The organism is Lewinella sp. LCG006 (assembly GCF_040784935.1).
Classification (GTDB): Bacteria; Bacteroidota; Bacteroidia; order Chitinophagales; family Saprospiraceae; genus Lewinella.
In genome coordinates, this window is sequence record NZ_CP160680.1 from 5,459,496 (window position 1) to 5,475,802 (window position 16,307).

Consider the following 16,307-nt stretch of genomic DNA (forward strand, 5'->3'; position numbering starts at 1 on the left):
AGATTTCATAAATAACAGCTTATTTTAATAATAGTGACACCCATACCTCAGGGCCTTCAACTAAAAGTGTGCGGTCAATGATCTTTACATTTAACAGATCGGCTTCACGAGCGAAGTGATTCTGTATTGTACCACCTTTGTGTTTACGAAGTTTTCCTGTTAATGTGATAAGTACAGTTTGAACATGAAAACCATAATCGCGTTTTAATGCCGCTAAACGGAACAAGGCATTATTAAAATTGACTTTAATTTGTTGCCCTTGTGCTTTTCCTAGCCCTATTTTAGCTTCTATCACGTATAGCTTATTCCTGTAACAAAAGAGTAAATCAAATTCGTGATTTCTGCCAGCCAGACGCTCACCATCATTTGCAGGGTATAATTTCCAACCATGTACACATTCCAGACTGGACAATTTCAATTGCCCTATTATCATACGCATTAGATAGTGTTCAAGCCATAAAGATTGTAAATATTGTACTTCCGAAGCGTTTAGTAGTTGCTTTGTTTGTGGCGTAAAGTGCAAATGTTTCAACCAATTTTCTAGCCAGACTAAATGGTCATAAGATACGCCGAGTTCACCATTGATCATTCTCATTTCTTTCGTTAACTCGTACCCAAGGGCTAATGTCGATTTTTTTATACTGGTAATCGGCTGCTTGCCATCTAAAACATCTTGTAATAGTTGTTTTTCGGTAGCTGGATTAGACTGATAACCATAGGATGGCTTCTCGTAGGCTATGCCATATGCCTCTAGGTAAGTTTTTACCGAAAAGCTATAATTTAGGGCATAATCTCCAATATATTCAGAGGGATGAACTACACGATAAGTATTTACACCGGAAAGCACGTATAGGATTTTTGCTTTAATTGTTTTTTGAATAAAAAAAGACCACGCACCGGCACCAATCATTTTTGTACTACCAGTTAAACTGACTATATACCTGTTGTCTTGGTTGTGAGAACTTGATAGTATTGATGCAACCCGAATGGGATCGTCAGGTGGAACAATAAAAACTGACAAGCAATCCCTCTTTATTTTGGTTGCTTTTAATAAATGTTCAGTTCTTCCTTGCTTCTCCATTTTTTCTGTCGATATAAACCAGTATTTATCAACATGTGAAAAATCCGGTTCCAACAAAACCAAAGCATTAGGTGCAGCTTGTTCTCCTACCAGAATCACTAATATTTCTGTCATGATGCTAATTGAATTTTTTAAACAGGTTATCTGCAATAGTATCAGATAAAATCCTTACATAGTTTCACTTTGGATGATTGAAAATTTTATCCCATTCTACGAGAAGTTGTATAACTTTGTTCTTTATAATTTATTAAGCACTGCTATGGGCGATTATTATATTGGGCTAGACGGAGACAGCATAGGCCGAATAATTGAATCTTTTCTAATTTCAGGAGAGGAAGCAAAGGTTGTTAAATTTAGCCAATCAATCTCCATGGTATTAGAAGAAATAAAAACTAGAGTTATTGAGCTTAATGGCAGAGTTCTGTTTTGCTCAGGGGATAGTATTTTATTTTATGGTAAATTCGACATGCCTTTTTGTAGTTCTCTCTTGAAAAGTTTCAAGAGTAGAACAAATTGTAGTGCATCCATTGGAATAGGGAAAACACTTCCTGATGTTTACCTAGGACTTAAGCTAGCTAAATCGAGAGGAGGAAATCAGGCCGTAGTTTATCCCATTGAATTATAGTCGCGTCCAATGAAAAAGAATATTTTCATTTTTACAGCTCATGGGTTGTCACCTGATTTATATATTAATATTATTACCCACTTGTTTGTGCAATATGGGAAGTCATTAGTAGAGTGTATTACTCTTCTAAAGATTGCCTATGAAGGAGATTCAAAAAAAGAACTCCGAGACGAACTTATTATCATTCGGGAGAATATATCCATACAAATCCAAAATCTCATCAATAGTAAAGTACGAAAATGGGATAGAAAAATAAATGACTGGGAAAAATCATCAGAAGGTTTCGATTATATCAAATTAAATAGACAATTTTTACATTCCTATCTGGAAGTAAGTGCTTGGTTGGATGAAAACGAAATAGTAACAAAAGTAGAAAGTTCAGCAACATTAGATCAGTATTTAGAAAATCAAGCGAGTAACCGAAATTATGACAATATTTTTGATCTAACAGGAGCACCTAAAAAAGATTTTGTCACCATTTCTTTAGCACTCCTTTATCAAAAAAGTTACCTACATATTTTTGAAGTCTTAAGAGATTTTGGCTCATTTAAGCACCAGTTGATTCATGAGTATATAGATAATGATCAAAATAATCTCTATAAGTACCATGATCTTAATTTACCCAATTACAAGGTTAGTAAAAATTACACTGACTTGATGAGTCAAAAAGAAAAATGGAAAGAAATGATTGCCAATGGTATTAGTATAGTTGAAATAATCGATACAATTAAGAAAGACCTTTCCGAGTTGCCAAATGCTGAGATTTTTCAAGAAAAATCAAAAGAATTAATTGCACTTAGGAGACGAGTAATCGATATTGAACAAAATAGAAGCAAGGAATTGATAACACGTAAAGAAGCTAAGACCGAGACTAACAATCTTCTGGATAATCTACAAGAAGAGATAAGACAGATATAAAAAGCTGAGGTACTCCTCCCCAAGAGAAAACTCTTCTACTTCTGTCGTACACCCCGCAGCGGCCGCACCACTCCCAAACCTAACTGTGCACCACGCCCCAGACCAAGAAACTCGGGAATGAAAAGATTGGTACGGAATTGCAGGTCAAAGCTGGCTTGGAAAATACCTCCCAATCTGCTTTTCTTTTCTTTGCCGACACGGAGCTGATCGAGGGTTAAAGGCTCTCTGGCTGGCCAGTTCATGCGGTCGGCCAATTCGCTGAGGTGAAACAATAGATGGCTTTGCAAGAGCGCGTTTTTATCAGCGAGAGAGCGCGCTTGTTGATAGGAGGTGTAAGCTTGGGATCGGAACGGGGTATACCCGAAAAGCAAGTAGGTGTATTTCTTTTTGCCGTAATCGGCCTGGAAGCGATGTTCGCGCTGGCGAAGGAGCAGGTTTTTTAAGGCCAGTGAGGTGATCGGGGAGAAAGCTGCCTGACCCAGGCAAACCTCCATCAGCATGAGGACCTGGCGACCCGCATAAGTGCCGATTTTAAACTCCTGCCAGTCGTTTGCGAAAAAGGAAGACCCCGCGGCGGTAGGCGTCCCCCGACCGGGCGCGTTGAGGGCCTTCTCTAGTGTTTGGATGCCCGCCGCAAGGGTGGCTTGCGTGCAGGGAATGTTCCAGTGTGTTTGACGTACGAATAATGGGGACACGTTTATTCTTTTGATCTGCTGCAAAACTAAGGGGGATAAGGGCCTGTTTTTTGCCAAAAAAATTAAGAAATACGAGTTAATTATAGCATATTTGATTCTTAAACAGGTTTTAAATAGCTAATTATCAAATAATTAAAAATTTATAGTGATTTCAAAAAACGAGATAAAAAGTATCCTGGCCACGCTTGATGCAAAAGAATGGTTGTGGTTGGAGAAGTTTTTGAGTTCTCCTTACCATAATTCGGACGAGCGGCTGGTGGTGCTCCATCATTTGTTGCGGGCAGCTCCTGGTTTCGAGCTGGAAGGGGCTGAAGTCTACCCGACTTTCTTCCCTGGGCAAGCTTATGTCGCTCGGAAATGGGGCGACTTGTTGAGGAAATACCTACAAGTGTTGCATGCGTTTTTGGTACAGCAAGAACTGCGGGAAAGCCCTACTACCCAGGCGAAACTGGCGATTGACGGTCGCAAGCGGCGCAAGCTTTACGCCTTGCTGCAAGCGCAGATAGATGCTTACGAGGCGGCCATTGCCACCGAAAATCAAGCTCCCTGGGATACGGCCAATGCCTACCGTGTGCGCTGGCAGCAGCAGTACGAATTTCCAGGCCTGCTTCCGCAGAAAGAAGACTTCCAGCGGGCGACGGAGTACAATCGGCTCTTGTTTTGCCTCCTGGAGTTGCGCTACTGCATCGAGCAGCAGAGTGTCATTAAGGATGATTACGAGAAAAATCGCGCTGAGATTGAGCCCGTCCTGGCCCTGGCCCAAAGCTTGAGTACCACCTGGCCTTTGTTGCAGCTGAATCTTCGCGTGTACGAGGCCTTCTGTGCAGAAAAGCTGAGCAGTGAACTGATTGATGCCTGTGAGCAGTGCTATTACGCCTTGTTTCCCACGCTTTATCCCTACGATCGCACCTTTTTCTTTACCAAGTTGATGATGTTACACAATCGGCATAGCGTAAACCAGGGGCGCGAGGGCTTGGAAAGGTTTTTTGGCTTGCTAAAATTTGCATTTGATCGAGACCTCTACCTCGACGCGGAGAAAATGACCGAAACGACCTTCATCAACATCTGTATGGTGGGGATTGCAGTGAAAGAATTCGCTTGGGTGGAGCAATTTCGGGAAAAATACCTGCCCTGGGTATCGGTCGAGGATGCTACCAATATCAGTTTGCTCAGTGCAGCGCAACTGGCCTTTGGTCGGGGAGATTACGGCGCGGTGTACCGCTTAACGAGCCAGGCAAGTCGTATGCCCCTGGAACAGCGATTGCAGATGTACGGGCTGCAGATCAAAGCCCTCACCGAGCTTTATCTGACGGAAGAAAGTACGGCTTTTTCGCTGCGGGATTTTCTACGGAACGCAGATCGTTTCTTGCGGTATAACTCAAAGGTACCTGCCCGCTCGAGAGAAAGTGTGCTCAATCTGATAAAAATCATTCATAAACTGGTGGTGATGCGGGAGCGTGGCGAGCGTCCGGCAAAAATTCGCCAGTACCTAGAGAAGATGCAACAAGCAGCCAAAACGATAGCAGCGGGAGAATGGTTGCGCGAAAAGATCGCCCAAATATGAGAGCTGGTCGCCCCAGCCGGAACAAGCCGTCCCTTGCTGCTGCGGTGCGCTTTTGGGAAGGTATACAATTTGCGCCCCATTCTCCCGACTTCAACTTACAGGATGATGATATCCTCCGTACCGGTCACCGGCGGTGGTGGCGGCGGCGTTCCAGTATTTCCATCCCCGCCTTTAAGGGCGAGCATTTCCTTTGCAGATAAGGGTGTTGGGGCTGCCTTGGTGTTTTTGAGGCAGTCCTTCAGATGCTTGTCTTTAGACATTTTGTTGACGATTGGTCAGTTTTACCCACCACTGCCGGCCGCAGCGAGAACAACTGGGTGAAGAATAACCGACCTATCAACGGTGTTTTACCTAAGACCTAACCTTACCAACAGGCATAGCACAGCCACCCCACGGAGCGTCAGCTTCGTAGCGAAAAAGTAAAACCAGCAACGGACAAAGGAAAAGCCTTTCTCACCGGTGCCATCCCGCCATAGATCGGATGAACACCAGGTAGTGGGGGAGAGGAGGGGGAAATGTCACCTAGGGTAGTAATTTTTTTGGGAAGAGGAGGACGTAAGCTGTTTAAGCTCTCCCGATACGATCCTTGATCTATCGGAGCTAGACCTGCGTTGAACGGAGTAACGCAGCGTGGGGTATTTAAGACCCCTTCCTGCTCTATAGTCTCGCTGGTAGGCAGGCATCCCAGCCTTCCCTGTGAGGGCAGGAGTTTTTTGAGTTGGAGGAGAGGGGTGTGTTGGCCTTGTTTTAGGCTCCATCCTCCGGCTCCTTCCTCGCGAGGAAGGAGTGACGCTGGTGAGGTGTGAATGCTCCGTGGGTAGACTAGACTAGCGGGGTAATTTATAACGAATACTACGGGCCACGGCCCGCCCATGTCCTCCGCCCGGTCGGAGGTGGCCCAGAGGGTCGGAGGTGGGCTATAGGCTAGGCCTAAGGTTGCCCACCAGGGGCCGAGGTGGGCAACCTCGTCTATCAGGGTCAATTCCAAGCATCAGGTGGCCTATCCCGCTGTCGAGGGTGGTCATAGGCCGATTTGATATGTGCTTCTAACACAAACACAGGCCTTCAGGAGAGCATCCTCCAAATCCAAGCTCCTCCTTAGCTTTGGTCGGGATACGTTTCAACTTCTCCTTAGCCTAAGGTTCCTTTAGCTGGTTAAGCGCTAGACGTGCCACTTCCCGAACGTGCGGGATACGTTTTATCTTCCTTTCCAATCTTGATTTCTCTTGCTGGTTAGGTCGCTAGACGTGCCCTGTCCCGACCAAACCTCTAAATGAGCTTTGGTCGGGGCACGTTTCAACTTCTTTTTTGGTCTTGGTTATTCTTTCTGGTTAGGTCGCTAGACGTGCCCCGCAGGTCTAGTCCCGATAGAGCTGATAAGGTGGTATCTGGATCGTCCCGATCAAATCACTTGTTGAGCTTTGATACGGGATTAAAACCTGCGGGACACATTTTAACTTCTCTTTATTCTTCTGAGATTACATTAGCTGGTTAGGTCGCTAGACGTGCCCCGCACGGCTAGTCCCGATAGATTTGTAAGAATCGTATCGGGATCGCAGTCCCTGTCCGACTGGCGTCTGGCCAGACGGGCTCACTATAATGGATGGCGATCCCGATCAAACCTCCTCCGGAGCTTCGATGCGGGATTAAAACGTGCGGGGCACGTTTTAACTTCCTTTCCAATCTTGATTTCTCTTGCTGGTTAGGTCGCTAGACGTACCCCGTACGGCTAGTCCCGATAGATTTGTAAGAATCGTATCGGGACAGTCCTCACTATAATGGATGGCGACTTGAAGCACATTAAAAATGAAAAGGGCACATGGGATAGCGTCGCAGTCTTCACTGTAATGGATGGCGACTTGAAGCATCAAAAAGAACGTCGATCGCCTTAACCCTGTCGCAGTCCTCACTGTAATGGATGGCGACTTGAAGTATTCGACGCCATGTTCATCAAGGACGGCATCCGTCGCAGTCCTCACTATAATGGATGGCGACTTGAATTATGAAGAAGCGGTGCAAGCGCAAAATGATTCGTCGCAGTCCTCACTATAATGGATGGCGACTTGAAGACTAAAGAAAATGAAAAAGCCACAGGTCAAGAAAGGTCGCAGTCCTCACTATAATGGATGGCGACTTGAAGTGGCCCGGGATGACGTAAACGTAAAGTTTTTATTTGTCGCAGTCCCTGTCCGACTGGCGTCTGGCCAGGCGGGCTCACTATAATGGATGGCGACTTGAAGCATTCTGCCACAAACGGGAGACTAACGTTCTTGCCAGGCGGGCTCACTATAATGGATGGCGACTTGAAGGCCCATTTTTACAAAACGTATGCTAAAGATAAGCTATTCAGAGAAAAACAAATAAAAGAATAGTTTAATGACATACTCGAAAATGATTTTTCGTTAGATTTTAACATTTGTTAATGGAAGCAATATAGTCTTTTTTGAGCAAAAACAAAAATGATGTTTTTCTGCAATTCGCTGATTTTTAGTTATTTGTGTTTTTAGTACAAACAAAATGTATTTCGCTTCCTGTAAGAAATTACGAAAATCTGCTTAGGTCAAAAAATGATTATGTATTTCATTGGGGTAGAATAGATTGTGCTGTTTTTCAAAACGCTCTATTTAACATAATGATAATACAAAAAATTGGATGGTAGCAATAGGGGCGTTTTCTACCACGGAGCACCTACTGCTCTAGTTGATTTGATCCAAAGCTACGCAGCTGTTGTAGGCCGTTGGTACGGACACTGATCATGCTATAGCTAGCGGCAACTCCTTTCTTTTGGTAGCTATAGTTCCGGTGGTGTCAAAGAGCTTTTTCTTTTGCCTCTTAAATATAAGGTTTTACTGATTCCCTGGAAACATAATGGATACTTTTTCCTTGTCTGGGCTATTTGCGCAGTCCTTACGCAATTATGGTACTGGGAGTCTCAGTCCTCACTATAATGGAAGGCGATCCCGATTAAACCTCCACACGAGCTTTGGTCAGAACACGTTTTAATTTCCTTTCCAATCTTGATTTCTCTTGCTGGTTAGGTCGCTAGACGTGCCCCGCAGGTCTAGTCCCGATAGACCTGAGAAGGTCGTATCGGGATCTCAGTCCTCACTAATTTGGATGGAGACTCATAATTCCTATTTTTCATATCTTTTGACAGTGCAAATTTATGGTATTCAACCCATTAAGTCAAAAGAAAAGGTGAAAATACCGACGACGACGGCATTGTGTTGATTTTCAAGAGAGTAGATACTCAGAGTGAATGCTGCGATCAACAACAAAAATGCTAAATGCTTGAATGCTAGACCTTGGCACAACAGCAGTATTTGAGGTCGACGACTTTGGTTTTTGTTAGCCTTAATTATGGTAGGATTAAAACGTCGTCTCCCGATCAAACCTCCCCCGGAGCTTCGATACGGGATTAAAACGTGCGGGACACGTTTTAACTCTTCTTTAGTTGATGGTTTCTTTAGCTGGTTAGGTCGCTAGACGTACCCCGTAGGTCTAGTCCCATAGAGCTGATAAGGTCGATCGGGACAGTCCCTGTCCGACTGGCGTCTGGCCAGGCGGGCTCACTCAAATGGATGGCGATCCCGATCAAACCTCCTTAGGAGCTTCGATACGGGATTGAAACCTACGGAGTACGTTTCAACTTCTCCTTAGTCTATGGTTCCTTTAGCTGGTTAAGCACTAGACGTACTCCGTCCCGATCCTACCTCCCTCGGAGCTTCGATACGGGATTGAAACCTGCGGAGCACGTTTCAACTTCTCTTTGTTCTGAGATTACTTTAACTGGTTAGGTCGCTAGACGTACCCCGTACGGCTAGTCCCGATAGATTTGCAAGAATCGTAACGGGATCGCAGTCCCTGTCCGACTGGCGTCCGGCCAGGCGGGCTCACTCAAATGGATGGCGACTCCTAGCCAACAAAATTAAGCCTCATCGCAAGTTCATAATGAAGTCGCAGTCCTCACTCAAATGGATGGCGACTCCCAGGCAGTTCATAGGATCGCCGTCGATGTGTACGACGATAGTCGCAGTCCTCACTCAAATGGATGGCGACTCCCAGGTTAAAACGACTATTAAATACTGATTATGTACTAATTATAAGTCGCAGTCCTCACTCAAATGGATGGCGACTCCTAGAAAAACAAGCATCGACCGAGGCTTAGTCCACATTGTGTCGCAGTCCTCACTCAAATGGATGGCGACTCCCAGCTGCTTTGTGTGGATGAATACTACTTCACCCCCTATTGGTCGCAGTCCTCACTCAAATGGATGGCGACTCCCAGATATCTACAACGTGACAAGTGAACCTGCAATTTATGTCGCAGTCCTCACTCAAATGGATGGCGACTCCCAGAAGGAGCTAAGTGGAGAGGGGAGAATTTTAAGCCTCCGTCGCAGTCCTCACTCAAATGGATGGCGACTCCCAGAGAATCAACCCACTATTGGAAAAAAAGACACAAACGTCGCAGTCCTCACTCAAATGGATGGCGACTCCCAGCTCTAGCAACTAAAGGTGCTTTCAGGTAATCCATGTCGCAGTCCTCACTCAAATGGATGGCGACTCCCAGTGCATACGTGTGTAATATGTATTTTGTTGCAATTCAAGCAATTAAAAATCATGGATGTCTAAAAAGCAGGTCAATGAACATGACATCTCAGCCCTCGGTATGCCAGTGCATAGAGGGGCCGTGTCGTTCAATGTTAAGGTTTCGTCCGCAGCGGTGCATCGGGTAGATGCTTACATCTTATTCAGCAACTGCTTTGGCGTCCTTATCACAGACGACTTTAATGCGGAAGCTAAAGTAGTGATTTTAAAATCCCTTGCAAGCTTTTGGGTGGTGCTTTTTGAAAAAAGGTTTTAGCTTGGACAGGCTTTACCCCTACCGAAAATACTCACTCTTAGCCGCCAACTTCGCACTATCCATATTGCTACACCGCAGATAAAGCTGCAAGGTCTTCATGTTCTCCCAACCGCCCAGGTCTGCGATCGTTTTGAGGCTGAACTGGCCGCTGAGGTAGAGGTTGGTGGCGGCGCTGCGACGGGCGGTGTGCATGGTGATGATGGAGCTTTTGGGAGCGGTGATGGCCCCTTGTGTGACCATCTCGTTGATTCCGGCTGCGGCGATGGCCATCTTTACTTGTCGATTGGCTTGCTGGTTGGTGCCCCAGGAGAAATCGAAGTTGTAGGTCTCCATCAGTTTCATGGCACGTTGGCGGACGGGGATGGTGGCTTCTTTTTGGGTCTTTCCGGCGCGGTACCGCAGGAAGGTGGTGCCTTCGATCTGCATGAGGTTGGCGGAGGAGATCTCCTGAAGGTCGGAAAAGCGCAGGAGGAAGTAGTAGGCGACCAGCCAGCGATCCAGTTCCTTTTGCAGGTGGGGCTGGGCACTGAGGTCGGTGTTCTCCAGGGTGATGATTTCCTGCTCGTTGAGGAAGACTTTGTCGGACTTGTTCAGTCGCGGGCGACGGAAGCCTTTTTCCTGGTGGACGGTGTTTTGGTGGATCTTTCTTTCCAGACCAATGTTCATCACCCGCTTCAGCACTTTGATGTGTTTGTTGATGCCGGGCAGCTGGCAATTCCCGTGCGTGGAGAGGTAAGCGGTAAACTTCTGGTAGAAGGCCATGTTGATGCCTTCTAAAGTGATGTTTTCGCCAGTCTTCTGCTCGTAGCCTTTCAGGCGGGTGAGCAGCGACTGGTAGTTGTTGACCGTGCCGCTGGTGAGGGAGAGCATCCCGTCTTTGCCTTCCGAGATGATTTTTTCTAAAAATTCTACCAGGCCGTTTTTGCTGCCTTTGGAAAAGAGGTTGTCCCAGTCGCCGCCTTCCAGGAAGTGGCGCTCGATGTCGAGCCGCAGGCGGGTGATTTTAGCGTTATAGCGCGCGGCTAGCGGGTGGGTGTTGCGGACGGCCTCCTTGCGCTCGTCCCAGTCTTTAGGCAGGAGCTGGATGCCGGTGGAGAAATATTTTTTCTTATTTTCATGGCTGCAATAGACCTTCACATCACAGGTTCCATTCTTCCGGACAAAGTACGTCCACAGTACAGTTCTAAAATTCATGACACTCAATTTTCTTTAGAAGCATTTTAGCGAAAGCGTGTCAAAAATACACAAATAAAAACAATTGAGTGTGGTTAATTTTTTAGTTAAAACAAAAACAAACACGTTTGCGCGACAATGAGTGACCTTTGGGTCTTGTGTTAAGTGTCAGTAAATCAGTTGTTTATAAATAAAAGAAGGGAAGGGGCACAAAAAAAGCCCGCTCCAGGATTGGAGCGAGCTTAATTTTTCAGTGATCCCAGCAGGACGGCCAGGGTCACCTGATTTTCCAAGGTAATCGGTCAAAACCCCTCAAAAGTGAGAGGAGGGCGGTTGAAAAGAGGAGAAATTTTGACAATGATTGGAATACGTGGGAACACTCACGACAACCATTCCGACAACGCAGTTGGGGTGCGGAGCGAAATCTATTTTCGTAACCACAACCCACAGACATGGCTAGATTACCTATTCCAAAGTTTAATCTCCGACTCCCGAAAAGCGATACCCCTACGCTTATCTCTCTGGTGTATCGTTACCGAGGAAAACGCCTGATGTATTCTACCGGGCATTCTATTGATCCAAAAGATTGGGACTTTAATATTCAGCGACCGATTGTTCGGACGCACAGAATTGAATTGCTTAAGCTTCAGCGATTACTGGATGAGCTTGTTGCGCATTGTACCTCTATTTATTTAGATGCTGATCACGGGAATATCTCAACCACCGACTTCAAAAAACAGCTCGAAATGAGACTGAGTGTTAGGGTGGAGGTAAAGGAGGTCAATAGCACAATGACCTTCCTTGAATTCCTGGATTATGAGTTAGCGGATATGGAGAAGGGAGGGATGAAAAAAGATACGCTCAAGATGTTCCGGCAGCATTGTCGAATTATCCAGCAATTTGCAGCTGAATATCGAGATGGGGCTGGCTTTAGCTATGATGATGTCGATTGGAATCTTCGTATAGAGCTGATCGATTGGTTATCGCTCCGAGGTGTCCAGTTGGCTTATGGCAATAAAACACTCAAGACGCTTAGACAATTTATGGAACGTGCGCGTCGCAAGAAGCTGCATAATAATACCAGTTACCAAGGAGTAGGGTGGACAGTCTCGACTAAAAAAGCAAAAGGCGCATTGGTTTTCTTGAATGTGCGAGAACTTCAGATACTAGCCGATCTTCCGCTTCAGGGGCATTTAGCGAAAATCCGTGATGTTTTATTGATTGGGGCAGGGACGGGGCAACGATTTAGTGATTTCTCCTGCTATACTTCCGATAATTTTTACGAAACCCTCTCTGGGGTAATGCTGCTCTCGTTGATCTCAAAGAAGACGGCTACACCCTCCAAAGTACCCTTGAATATCTTCCCATGGTTAATACCTGTTCTTAGACGGAATCGTTTCCAAACGCCTAGAATCTCCATGCAGAAATTTAATGAAGGGGTTAAAGACTTGTGCCAATTGGCTGGGTTTACCGAGAAAATCTTACAGGTAGAACAGTATATGGGACGTAAGGCCGGAATTGAAAAATCATATACGGAAAAGTACAAGCTCGTCTCTTCACATTGCTGCCGCCGAAGTTTCGCGACCAATCTCTATCGCATGGGCTACAGCCTTGCCCAGATTATGCCGATGACCGGCCATGCTACGGAATCCCAACTGAGAGATTACATAGGTATTGATGGCGAGATGAATGCAGAAGAGATCGCGCTGAGTATCGTTGCACGTAACCGACAAAATGCACCCTCTGAGGCCAATATTAGATTGCTAGGCGCATAGTAATGAATCAACTTTTGAAAAATACCAATATCATGAATAACATCCTTATCAATCAAGATTTTGAAAATGCGATCAAGCGTTTACGCGCAATTTTGCCAAAGCTCAGTTTTGCACTTCTGATTGCAACCTATCTGATCTCTGCACTCATAATGGGCATCTTTCATGCGCAAAATGCAACAGATGTCGGAATGAAGATAGCGGCTTTTCTTATTCCCTTAGCCATTCAGACGGGCAGGGGAACGCTAGTGTTTTTCTTCCAGCTCAATCCTGCTCGTTTACAAGACCAGATTTCTATAGGGATAATCGCTGCAACGGTATTACTCCTGCTTTCCCTATGGGAAGCTTGGCTGGTGATGTCGGTTTATGGACTGGCATGGACGGTATCGGTAGGGACGCTTATGATCATTGGCTGGGTGATTGAAGTTATGATCCTGAAAGAAACCCTTTTTACGACCCAGATGCAGCTTTACCAAAACAAGGCACAGTGGCAGGAACTGCAGGAATTCTATTTGGCAAGAGCCGAGCTGCATAGATTTATGCAAGACGTTCGAGCTGGAAAGCGTCCCAATAGAATTGAAGACGAGGGTGCTGGTGAAAAGAAAAAGGAGGCCATAGGACACCTTTTCCCAAATCATGAAGAACCTGATAAAATCTTAAACGCGGAGGAGGGAAACGTCTGCCGCCCGTCCCTGAACGGGCAACACTTATAAGTGCCACCTTTTATGGCTTAAAGCTAGATGTAAGCGACCCCTATTTATTAAAGAATCTCAGCCGCTTAGAAGCTAGGTTTAAAGCTAGATATTATTCTTCCGTAAAGAAGGATGCAAACCGAAGGCATCAGGGAAAGCCTTCTCACAAAACCACATTGCAGTCGATTAAAGACAATAAGGAGCGATGGGAGAAAATCCAGGAAATTCGCTCCATACTGTTTCCAAAATGTTAAAAAGTGTTAAAGTTTTAGTTTTTCGACAGCTCATTAACTGGGATCGTATGCGCCTGAATGGGACGAGATGAGAAAGGCTTTTTCGATGGTTGGGAGAGGGTGATCTTCTGTGACCATGAAAGTGCCATTAGTCACTGAAATAGAGGGTTTTGTATTTGTTGAGTTTGATGAATATGTTTGAAGTAAATCAATGGCTTTAGTGCCGATATTAAACTAAAAACTTCACACATCATGACCAATGAAATTATTCTTCAGGCTATTACTACCCAGGAATTAGAAGAGCTATTACGCAGCCTTGTGAGGGCAGAGTTCCAAGCTATGAATACGGAGCTTCAACGGGTAATCGGAGAAGACGATTTAGTGAGTACAGGAACAGCTTGTCGCATCTTAGGAGTCAGCAACAAGGTTTTGAAAATTCTCCTAGACCAGGGGTATTTCACTATTTACTATCACCTGAAAGAACGTCGCTACAACCGTGGCGAGTTGCTGGCATACCGGAACAAGTATCGCGTAAACAGAATGCGTGAATAGAATTACGATCATCAATAATTACGATTAGGGCATTAAGCATTAACAAAAATGGATAAGCATCTAGAAAACAGTAATCAACCTCTTTTTAATGACATCCGCCAACTGATTGAAGATACCCGTAAAAGGGTACATCAGGCTGTCAATGCCGGACTCACTTTAATGTATTGGAATATCGGTAAGCGTATTAACGAGGAAGTACTGCAAAGTGAACGAGCGGAATACGGAAAGGCAATTGTCGCGACGCTGTCACGAGAATTGACCCAGCAATTTGGCCGGGGGTATACCGAGAAAAATCTCTGGCGTATGATGCAATTTCATGAGCGTTTTCCTGAACATGAGATTGTCGCGACACTGTCGCGAGAATTGACCTGGTCACATTTTGTCCTTCTTCTCCCCATTCAAGAGGTAGACAAACGCAATTTCTACGCAGAACAGATTGCCGCCGGTCGGTGGAGTGTGCGTCAAACGCGCCACCATATCAGCCGCAAAGTATATGAACGTACCCAATTGGGAAACTTGCAACTTCCAACGGAGGAGGGCGAGGTTATCAATTCTTTTAAAGACCCTTACATCCTCGACTTTCTTGGCTTGAAAGAGGGGTACATGGAGGAAGACCTGGAAGGTGCCATCTTGAAAGAACTGGAATCTTTTATTTTGGAATTGGGAACGGGCTTCAGTTTCGTCGCCCGCCAAAAACGAATGGTCATTGATGGAAGGGACTTCTATCTTGATCTCTTGTTCTTTCACCGGAAACTCCGCCGTTTAGTCGCCATCGAGCTTAAGATTGGAGAGTTCGAAGCCGCGCACAAGGGTCAGATGGAATTATACCTGCGTTGGCTCAACAAGCATGAACGACAGGAACACGAAAATGCCCCCATTGGTCTTATCCTCTGCGCTGAGGCTAGTTCTGAGCAAGTGGAGCTACTCGAAATGCATAAAGATGGAATTATGGTGGCGGAATATTGGACGGAGTTGCCGCCAAAGGCTTTGTTGGAGCAGAAAATCCATCAGGCGATGGTGGAGGCGAGGGAGCGGCTTACTTTCCGTCAATTATCCTAAAGTTAGTATCGTTTTTATATTTTAAAAAATGGAATAATTGCAGGAACTAATTCTGGGTTTGATCTGTATTAAAGATATATAGACTGTCAGGATTCGTTGTTGCCGATTCCTATTCAAACGCAAAGACGGAAGGCATGGCAGTTAACTCCTTTTTCCCAAAAAGCTGCTACCATGTCGTATTATTATTCTGAGCCACAATTTAATAAACGAGAACTTAGCAAAGCACTGCGTTTTTTGATTTTCGTGCTTACTCCTTTTTTTCTAGCTATTGCGTATAAGTCTTTATTAAATCCATCACCATCCATGATTGATCTTGCTGTCGTACTGGGAGCAGGGGTGTTTTTGGCAATGATACTGTGTTCATTCATTCGTAGTCCGATGCAGTTTATTGTTGCCATTCAAGAACGTATAAGGTGGGTTTATTTTCATTTGGAGGCTGCATTTTATGTGATTTTGAACATCATCCGGTCTGTTTTAAGGATGGTGATAAGAGTATTCTTCTGGGCTATAGCACTTATCGTTTACTTGGTGAGTCCGATAGACCTTATTCCTGATGTTTTGTTTCCCGTTGGCTTTCTTGACGATGCCGGGTTCACGCTACTTTTCTTCTACTTTTTAAACTTTGCACTGTCTCAGGAACTTAAAGATAGAGCGAGGAGGGCAATTGAAAATGCCGCAATTCATACATCATTCCCTTAACTACAAATATCTAAATAATGAAAGATGAAAACGGGAAAAGAAAAGATCGGAAGTGGTCCTTTGGCTTAGAAGTCTTTAGCGTACTGTTTGCTTTTGCTTTATCCTACTTCTTCTTAACTCCTGATGCGGCTGGGGGAGGAGGAGATACTGTCATTAACAATACAACGATTTGGAATATTGATGGGAATTTGGTTGCAATTCTCGAATGGGCTGGTATTGGCTTTCTTGTTTTAGTTGCATTGAAAATTCTTAGCGTAATTGCGGATGCGCTTGATATTTTTGATATTTTTGACATTTTCTAAATGTCAAATTTAGACTATCATTTGCTCGACTTCACAAATTGAGCTAGCCTCCAAAACGAAAGAAGCGTTTTTCTG

15 protein-coding genes and 1 CRISPR repeat array are annotated in these 16,307 nt (G+C 44.9%); of the genes, 10 read left to right on the forward strand and 5 right to left on the reverse strand.

Annotated features, from left to right (window positions below; genetic code table 11):
* Positions 1-19: 19 nt before the first annotated feature.
* A complete protein-coding gene (locus AB0L18_RS19730; RefSeq protein ID WP_367389039.1) occupies positions 20-1,195 on the reverse strand; it encodes a hypothetical protein in 1,176 nt (391 codons plus the stop codon).
* A gap of 73 nt (positions 1,196-1,268) precedes the next feature.
* Between AB0L18_RS19730 and AB0L18_RS19735 the strand changes: the two genes are divergently transcribed.
* Positions 1,269-1,706 carry a mCpol domain-containing protein gene (locus AB0L18_RS19735; protein WP_367389040.1) on the forward strand — a complete coding sequence of 146 codons (438 nt, stop codon included), beginning with the start codon at positions 1,269-1,271 and terminating at the stop codon, positions 1,704-1,706.
* Positions 1,707-1,715: 9 nt separating this feature from the next.
* Positions 1,716-2,624: a hypothetical protein gene (locus AB0L18_RS19740; RefSeq protein ID WP_367389041.1), complete on the forward strand. Its 909-nt coding sequence runs from the start codon at positions 1,716-1,718 to the stop codon at positions 2,622-2,624.
* 35 nt (positions 2,625-2,659) lie between these two features.
* On the opposite strand, the gene AB0L18_RS19745 is transcribed toward AB0L18_RS19740, so the two are convergent.
* Positions 2,660-3,319, reverse strand: a complete 660-nt coding sequence (locus AB0L18_RS19745; protein WP_367389042.1) for a CRISPR-associated endonuclease Cas6 — start codon at positions 3,317-3,319, stop codon at positions 2,660-2,662.
* A 145-nt stretch (positions 3,320-3,464) separates the two neighbouring features.
* Between AB0L18_RS19745 and AB0L18_RS19750 the strand changes: the two genes are divergently transcribed.
* Positions 3,465-4,883, forward strand: a complete 1,419-nt coding sequence (locus AB0L18_RS19750; RefSeq protein WP_367389043.1) for a hypothetical protein — start codon at positions 3,465-3,467, stop codon at positions 4,881-4,883.
* Between the two features lie 95 nt (positions 4,884-4,978).
* On the opposite strand, the gene AB0L18_RS19755 is transcribed toward AB0L18_RS19750, so the two are convergent.
* The gene (locus AB0L18_RS19755; RefSeq protein WP_367389044.1) at positions 4,979-5,143 is read right to left on the reverse strand and encodes a hypothetical protein; all 165 of its coding nucleotides are present in this window, start codon (positions 5,141-5,143) and stop codon (positions 4,979-4,981) included.
* A 140-nt stretch (positions 5,144-5,283) separates the two neighbouring features.
* On the reverse strand, positions 5,284-5,871 hold the full coding sequence (locus AB0L18_RS19760) for a hypothetical protein (protein ID WP_367389045.1): 588 nt from the start codon (positions 5,869-5,871) through the stop codon (positions 5,284-5,286).
* Positions 5,872-8,766: 2,895 nt separating this feature from the next.
* Positions 8,767-9,456: direct repeats of the CRISPR family, unit length 36 nt; unit sequence GTCGCAGTCCTCACTCAAATGGATGGCGACTCCCAG.
* Positions 9,457-9,510: 54 nt separating this feature from the next.
* On the opposite strand from AB0L18_RS19760, the gene AB0L18_RS19765 reads away from it, so the two are divergent.
* Positions 9,511-9,750: a hypothetical protein gene (locus AB0L18_RS19765; RefSeq protein ID WP_367389046.1), complete on the forward strand. Its 240-nt coding sequence runs from the start codon at positions 9,511-9,513 to the stop codon at positions 9,748-9,750.
* Positions 9,751-9,768: 18 nt separating this feature from the next.
* On the opposite strand, the gene AB0L18_RS19770 is transcribed toward AB0L18_RS19765, so the two are convergent.
* Positions 9,769-10,944 (reverse strand): tyrosine-type recombinase/integrase, encoded by a 1,176-nt coding sequence (locus AB0L18_RS19770; protein WP_367389047.1) that lies wholly within the window; start codon positions 10,942-10,944, stop codon positions 9,769-9,771.
* Between the two features lie 431 nt (positions 10,945-11,375).
* Between AB0L18_RS19770 and AB0L18_RS19775 the strand changes: the two genes are divergently transcribed.
* The 6 genes from AB0L18_RS19775 (at position 11,376) to AB0L18_RS19800 (ending at position 16,232) form a co-directional block, all read left to right on the forward strand.
* Positions 11,376-12,698 (forward strand): tyrosine-type recombinase/integrase, encoded by a 1,323-nt coding sequence (locus AB0L18_RS19775; protein WP_367389048.1) that lies wholly within the window; start codon positions 11,376-11,378, stop codon positions 12,696-12,698.
* A gap of 32 nt (positions 12,699-12,730) precedes the next feature.
* Positions 12,731-13,408, forward strand: a complete 678-nt coding sequence (locus AB0L18_RS19780) for a hypothetical protein (RefSeq protein WP_367389049.1) — start codon at positions 12,731-12,733, stop codon at positions 13,406-13,408.
* Between the two features lie 464 nt (positions 13,409-13,872).
* Positions 13,873-14,172 (forward strand): hypothetical protein, encoded by a 300-nt coding sequence (locus AB0L18_RS19785; protein ID WP_367389050.1) that lies wholly within the window; start codon positions 13,873-13,875, stop codon positions 14,170-14,172.
* 48 nt (positions 14,173-14,220) lie between these two features.
* Complete coding sequence (locus AB0L18_RS19790) at positions 14,221-15,231, forward strand: YhcG family protein (protein ID WP_367389051.1); 1,011 nt, start codon at positions 14,221-14,223, stop codon at positions 15,229-15,231.
* 171 nt (positions 15,232-15,402) lie between these two features.
* Positions 15,403-15,930: a YkvA family protein gene (locus AB0L18_RS19795; protein ID WP_367389052.1), complete on the forward strand. Its 528-nt coding sequence runs from the start codon at positions 15,403-15,405 to the stop codon at positions 15,928-15,930.
* Positions 15,931-15,947: 17 nt separating this feature from the next.
* Positions 15,948-16,232, forward strand: coding sequence for a hypothetical protein (locus tag AB0L18_RS19800; protein ID WP_367389053.1), 285 nt, complete (start codon positions 15,948-15,950; stop codon positions 16,230-16,232).
* The last annotated feature ends 75 nt before the right edge of the window (positions 16,233-16,307 follow it).

Coding starts and splice junctions, on each gene's coding strand:
- AB0L18_RS19800 (WP_367389053.1), top strand. CDS start 15,948: ATGAAAGATGAAAACGGGAAAAGAAAAGATCGGAAGTGGTCCTTTGGC.
- AB0L18_RS19775 (WP_367389048.1), top strand. CDS start 11,376: ATGGCTAGATTACCTATTCCAAAGTTTAATCTCCGACTCCCGAAAAGC.
- AB0L18_RS19770 (WP_367389047.1), bottom strand. CDS start 10,944: ATGAATTTTAGAACTGTACTGTGGACGTACTTTGTCCGGAAGAATGGA.
- AB0L18_RS19735 (WP_367389040.1), top strand. CDS start 1,269: ATGATTGAAAATTTTATCCCATTCTACGAGAAGTTGTATAACTTTGTT.
- AB0L18_RS19755 (WP_367389044.1), bottom strand. CDS start 5,143: ATGTCTAAAGACAAGCATCTGAAGGACTGCCTCAAAAACACCAAGGCA.
- AB0L18_RS19780 (WP_367389049.1), top strand. CDS start 12,731: ATGAATAACATCCTTATCAATCAAGATTTTGAAAATGCGATCAAGCGT.
- AB0L18_RS19790 (WP_367389051.1), top strand. CDS start 14,221: ATGGATAAGCATCTAGAAAACAGTAATCAACCTCTTTTTAATGACATC.
- AB0L18_RS19765 (WP_367389046.1), top strand. CDS start 9,511: ATGTCTAAAAAGCAGGTCAATGAACATGACATCTCAGCCCTCGGTATG.
- AB0L18_RS19795 (WP_367389052.1), top strand. CDS start 15,403: ATGTCGTATTATTATTCTGAGCCACAATTTAATAAACGAGAACTTAGC.
- AB0L18_RS19785 (WP_367389050.1), top strand. CDS start 13,873: ATGACCAATGAAATTATTCTTCAGGCTATTACTACCCAGGAATTAGAA.
- AB0L18_RS19730 (WP_367389039.1), bottom strand. CDS start 1,195: ATGACAGAAATATTAGTGATTCTGGTAGGAGAACAAGCTGCACCTAAT.
- AB0L18_RS19740 (WP_367389041.1), top strand. CDS start 1,716: ATGAAAAAGAATATTTTCATTTTTACAGCTCATGGGTTGTCACCTGAT.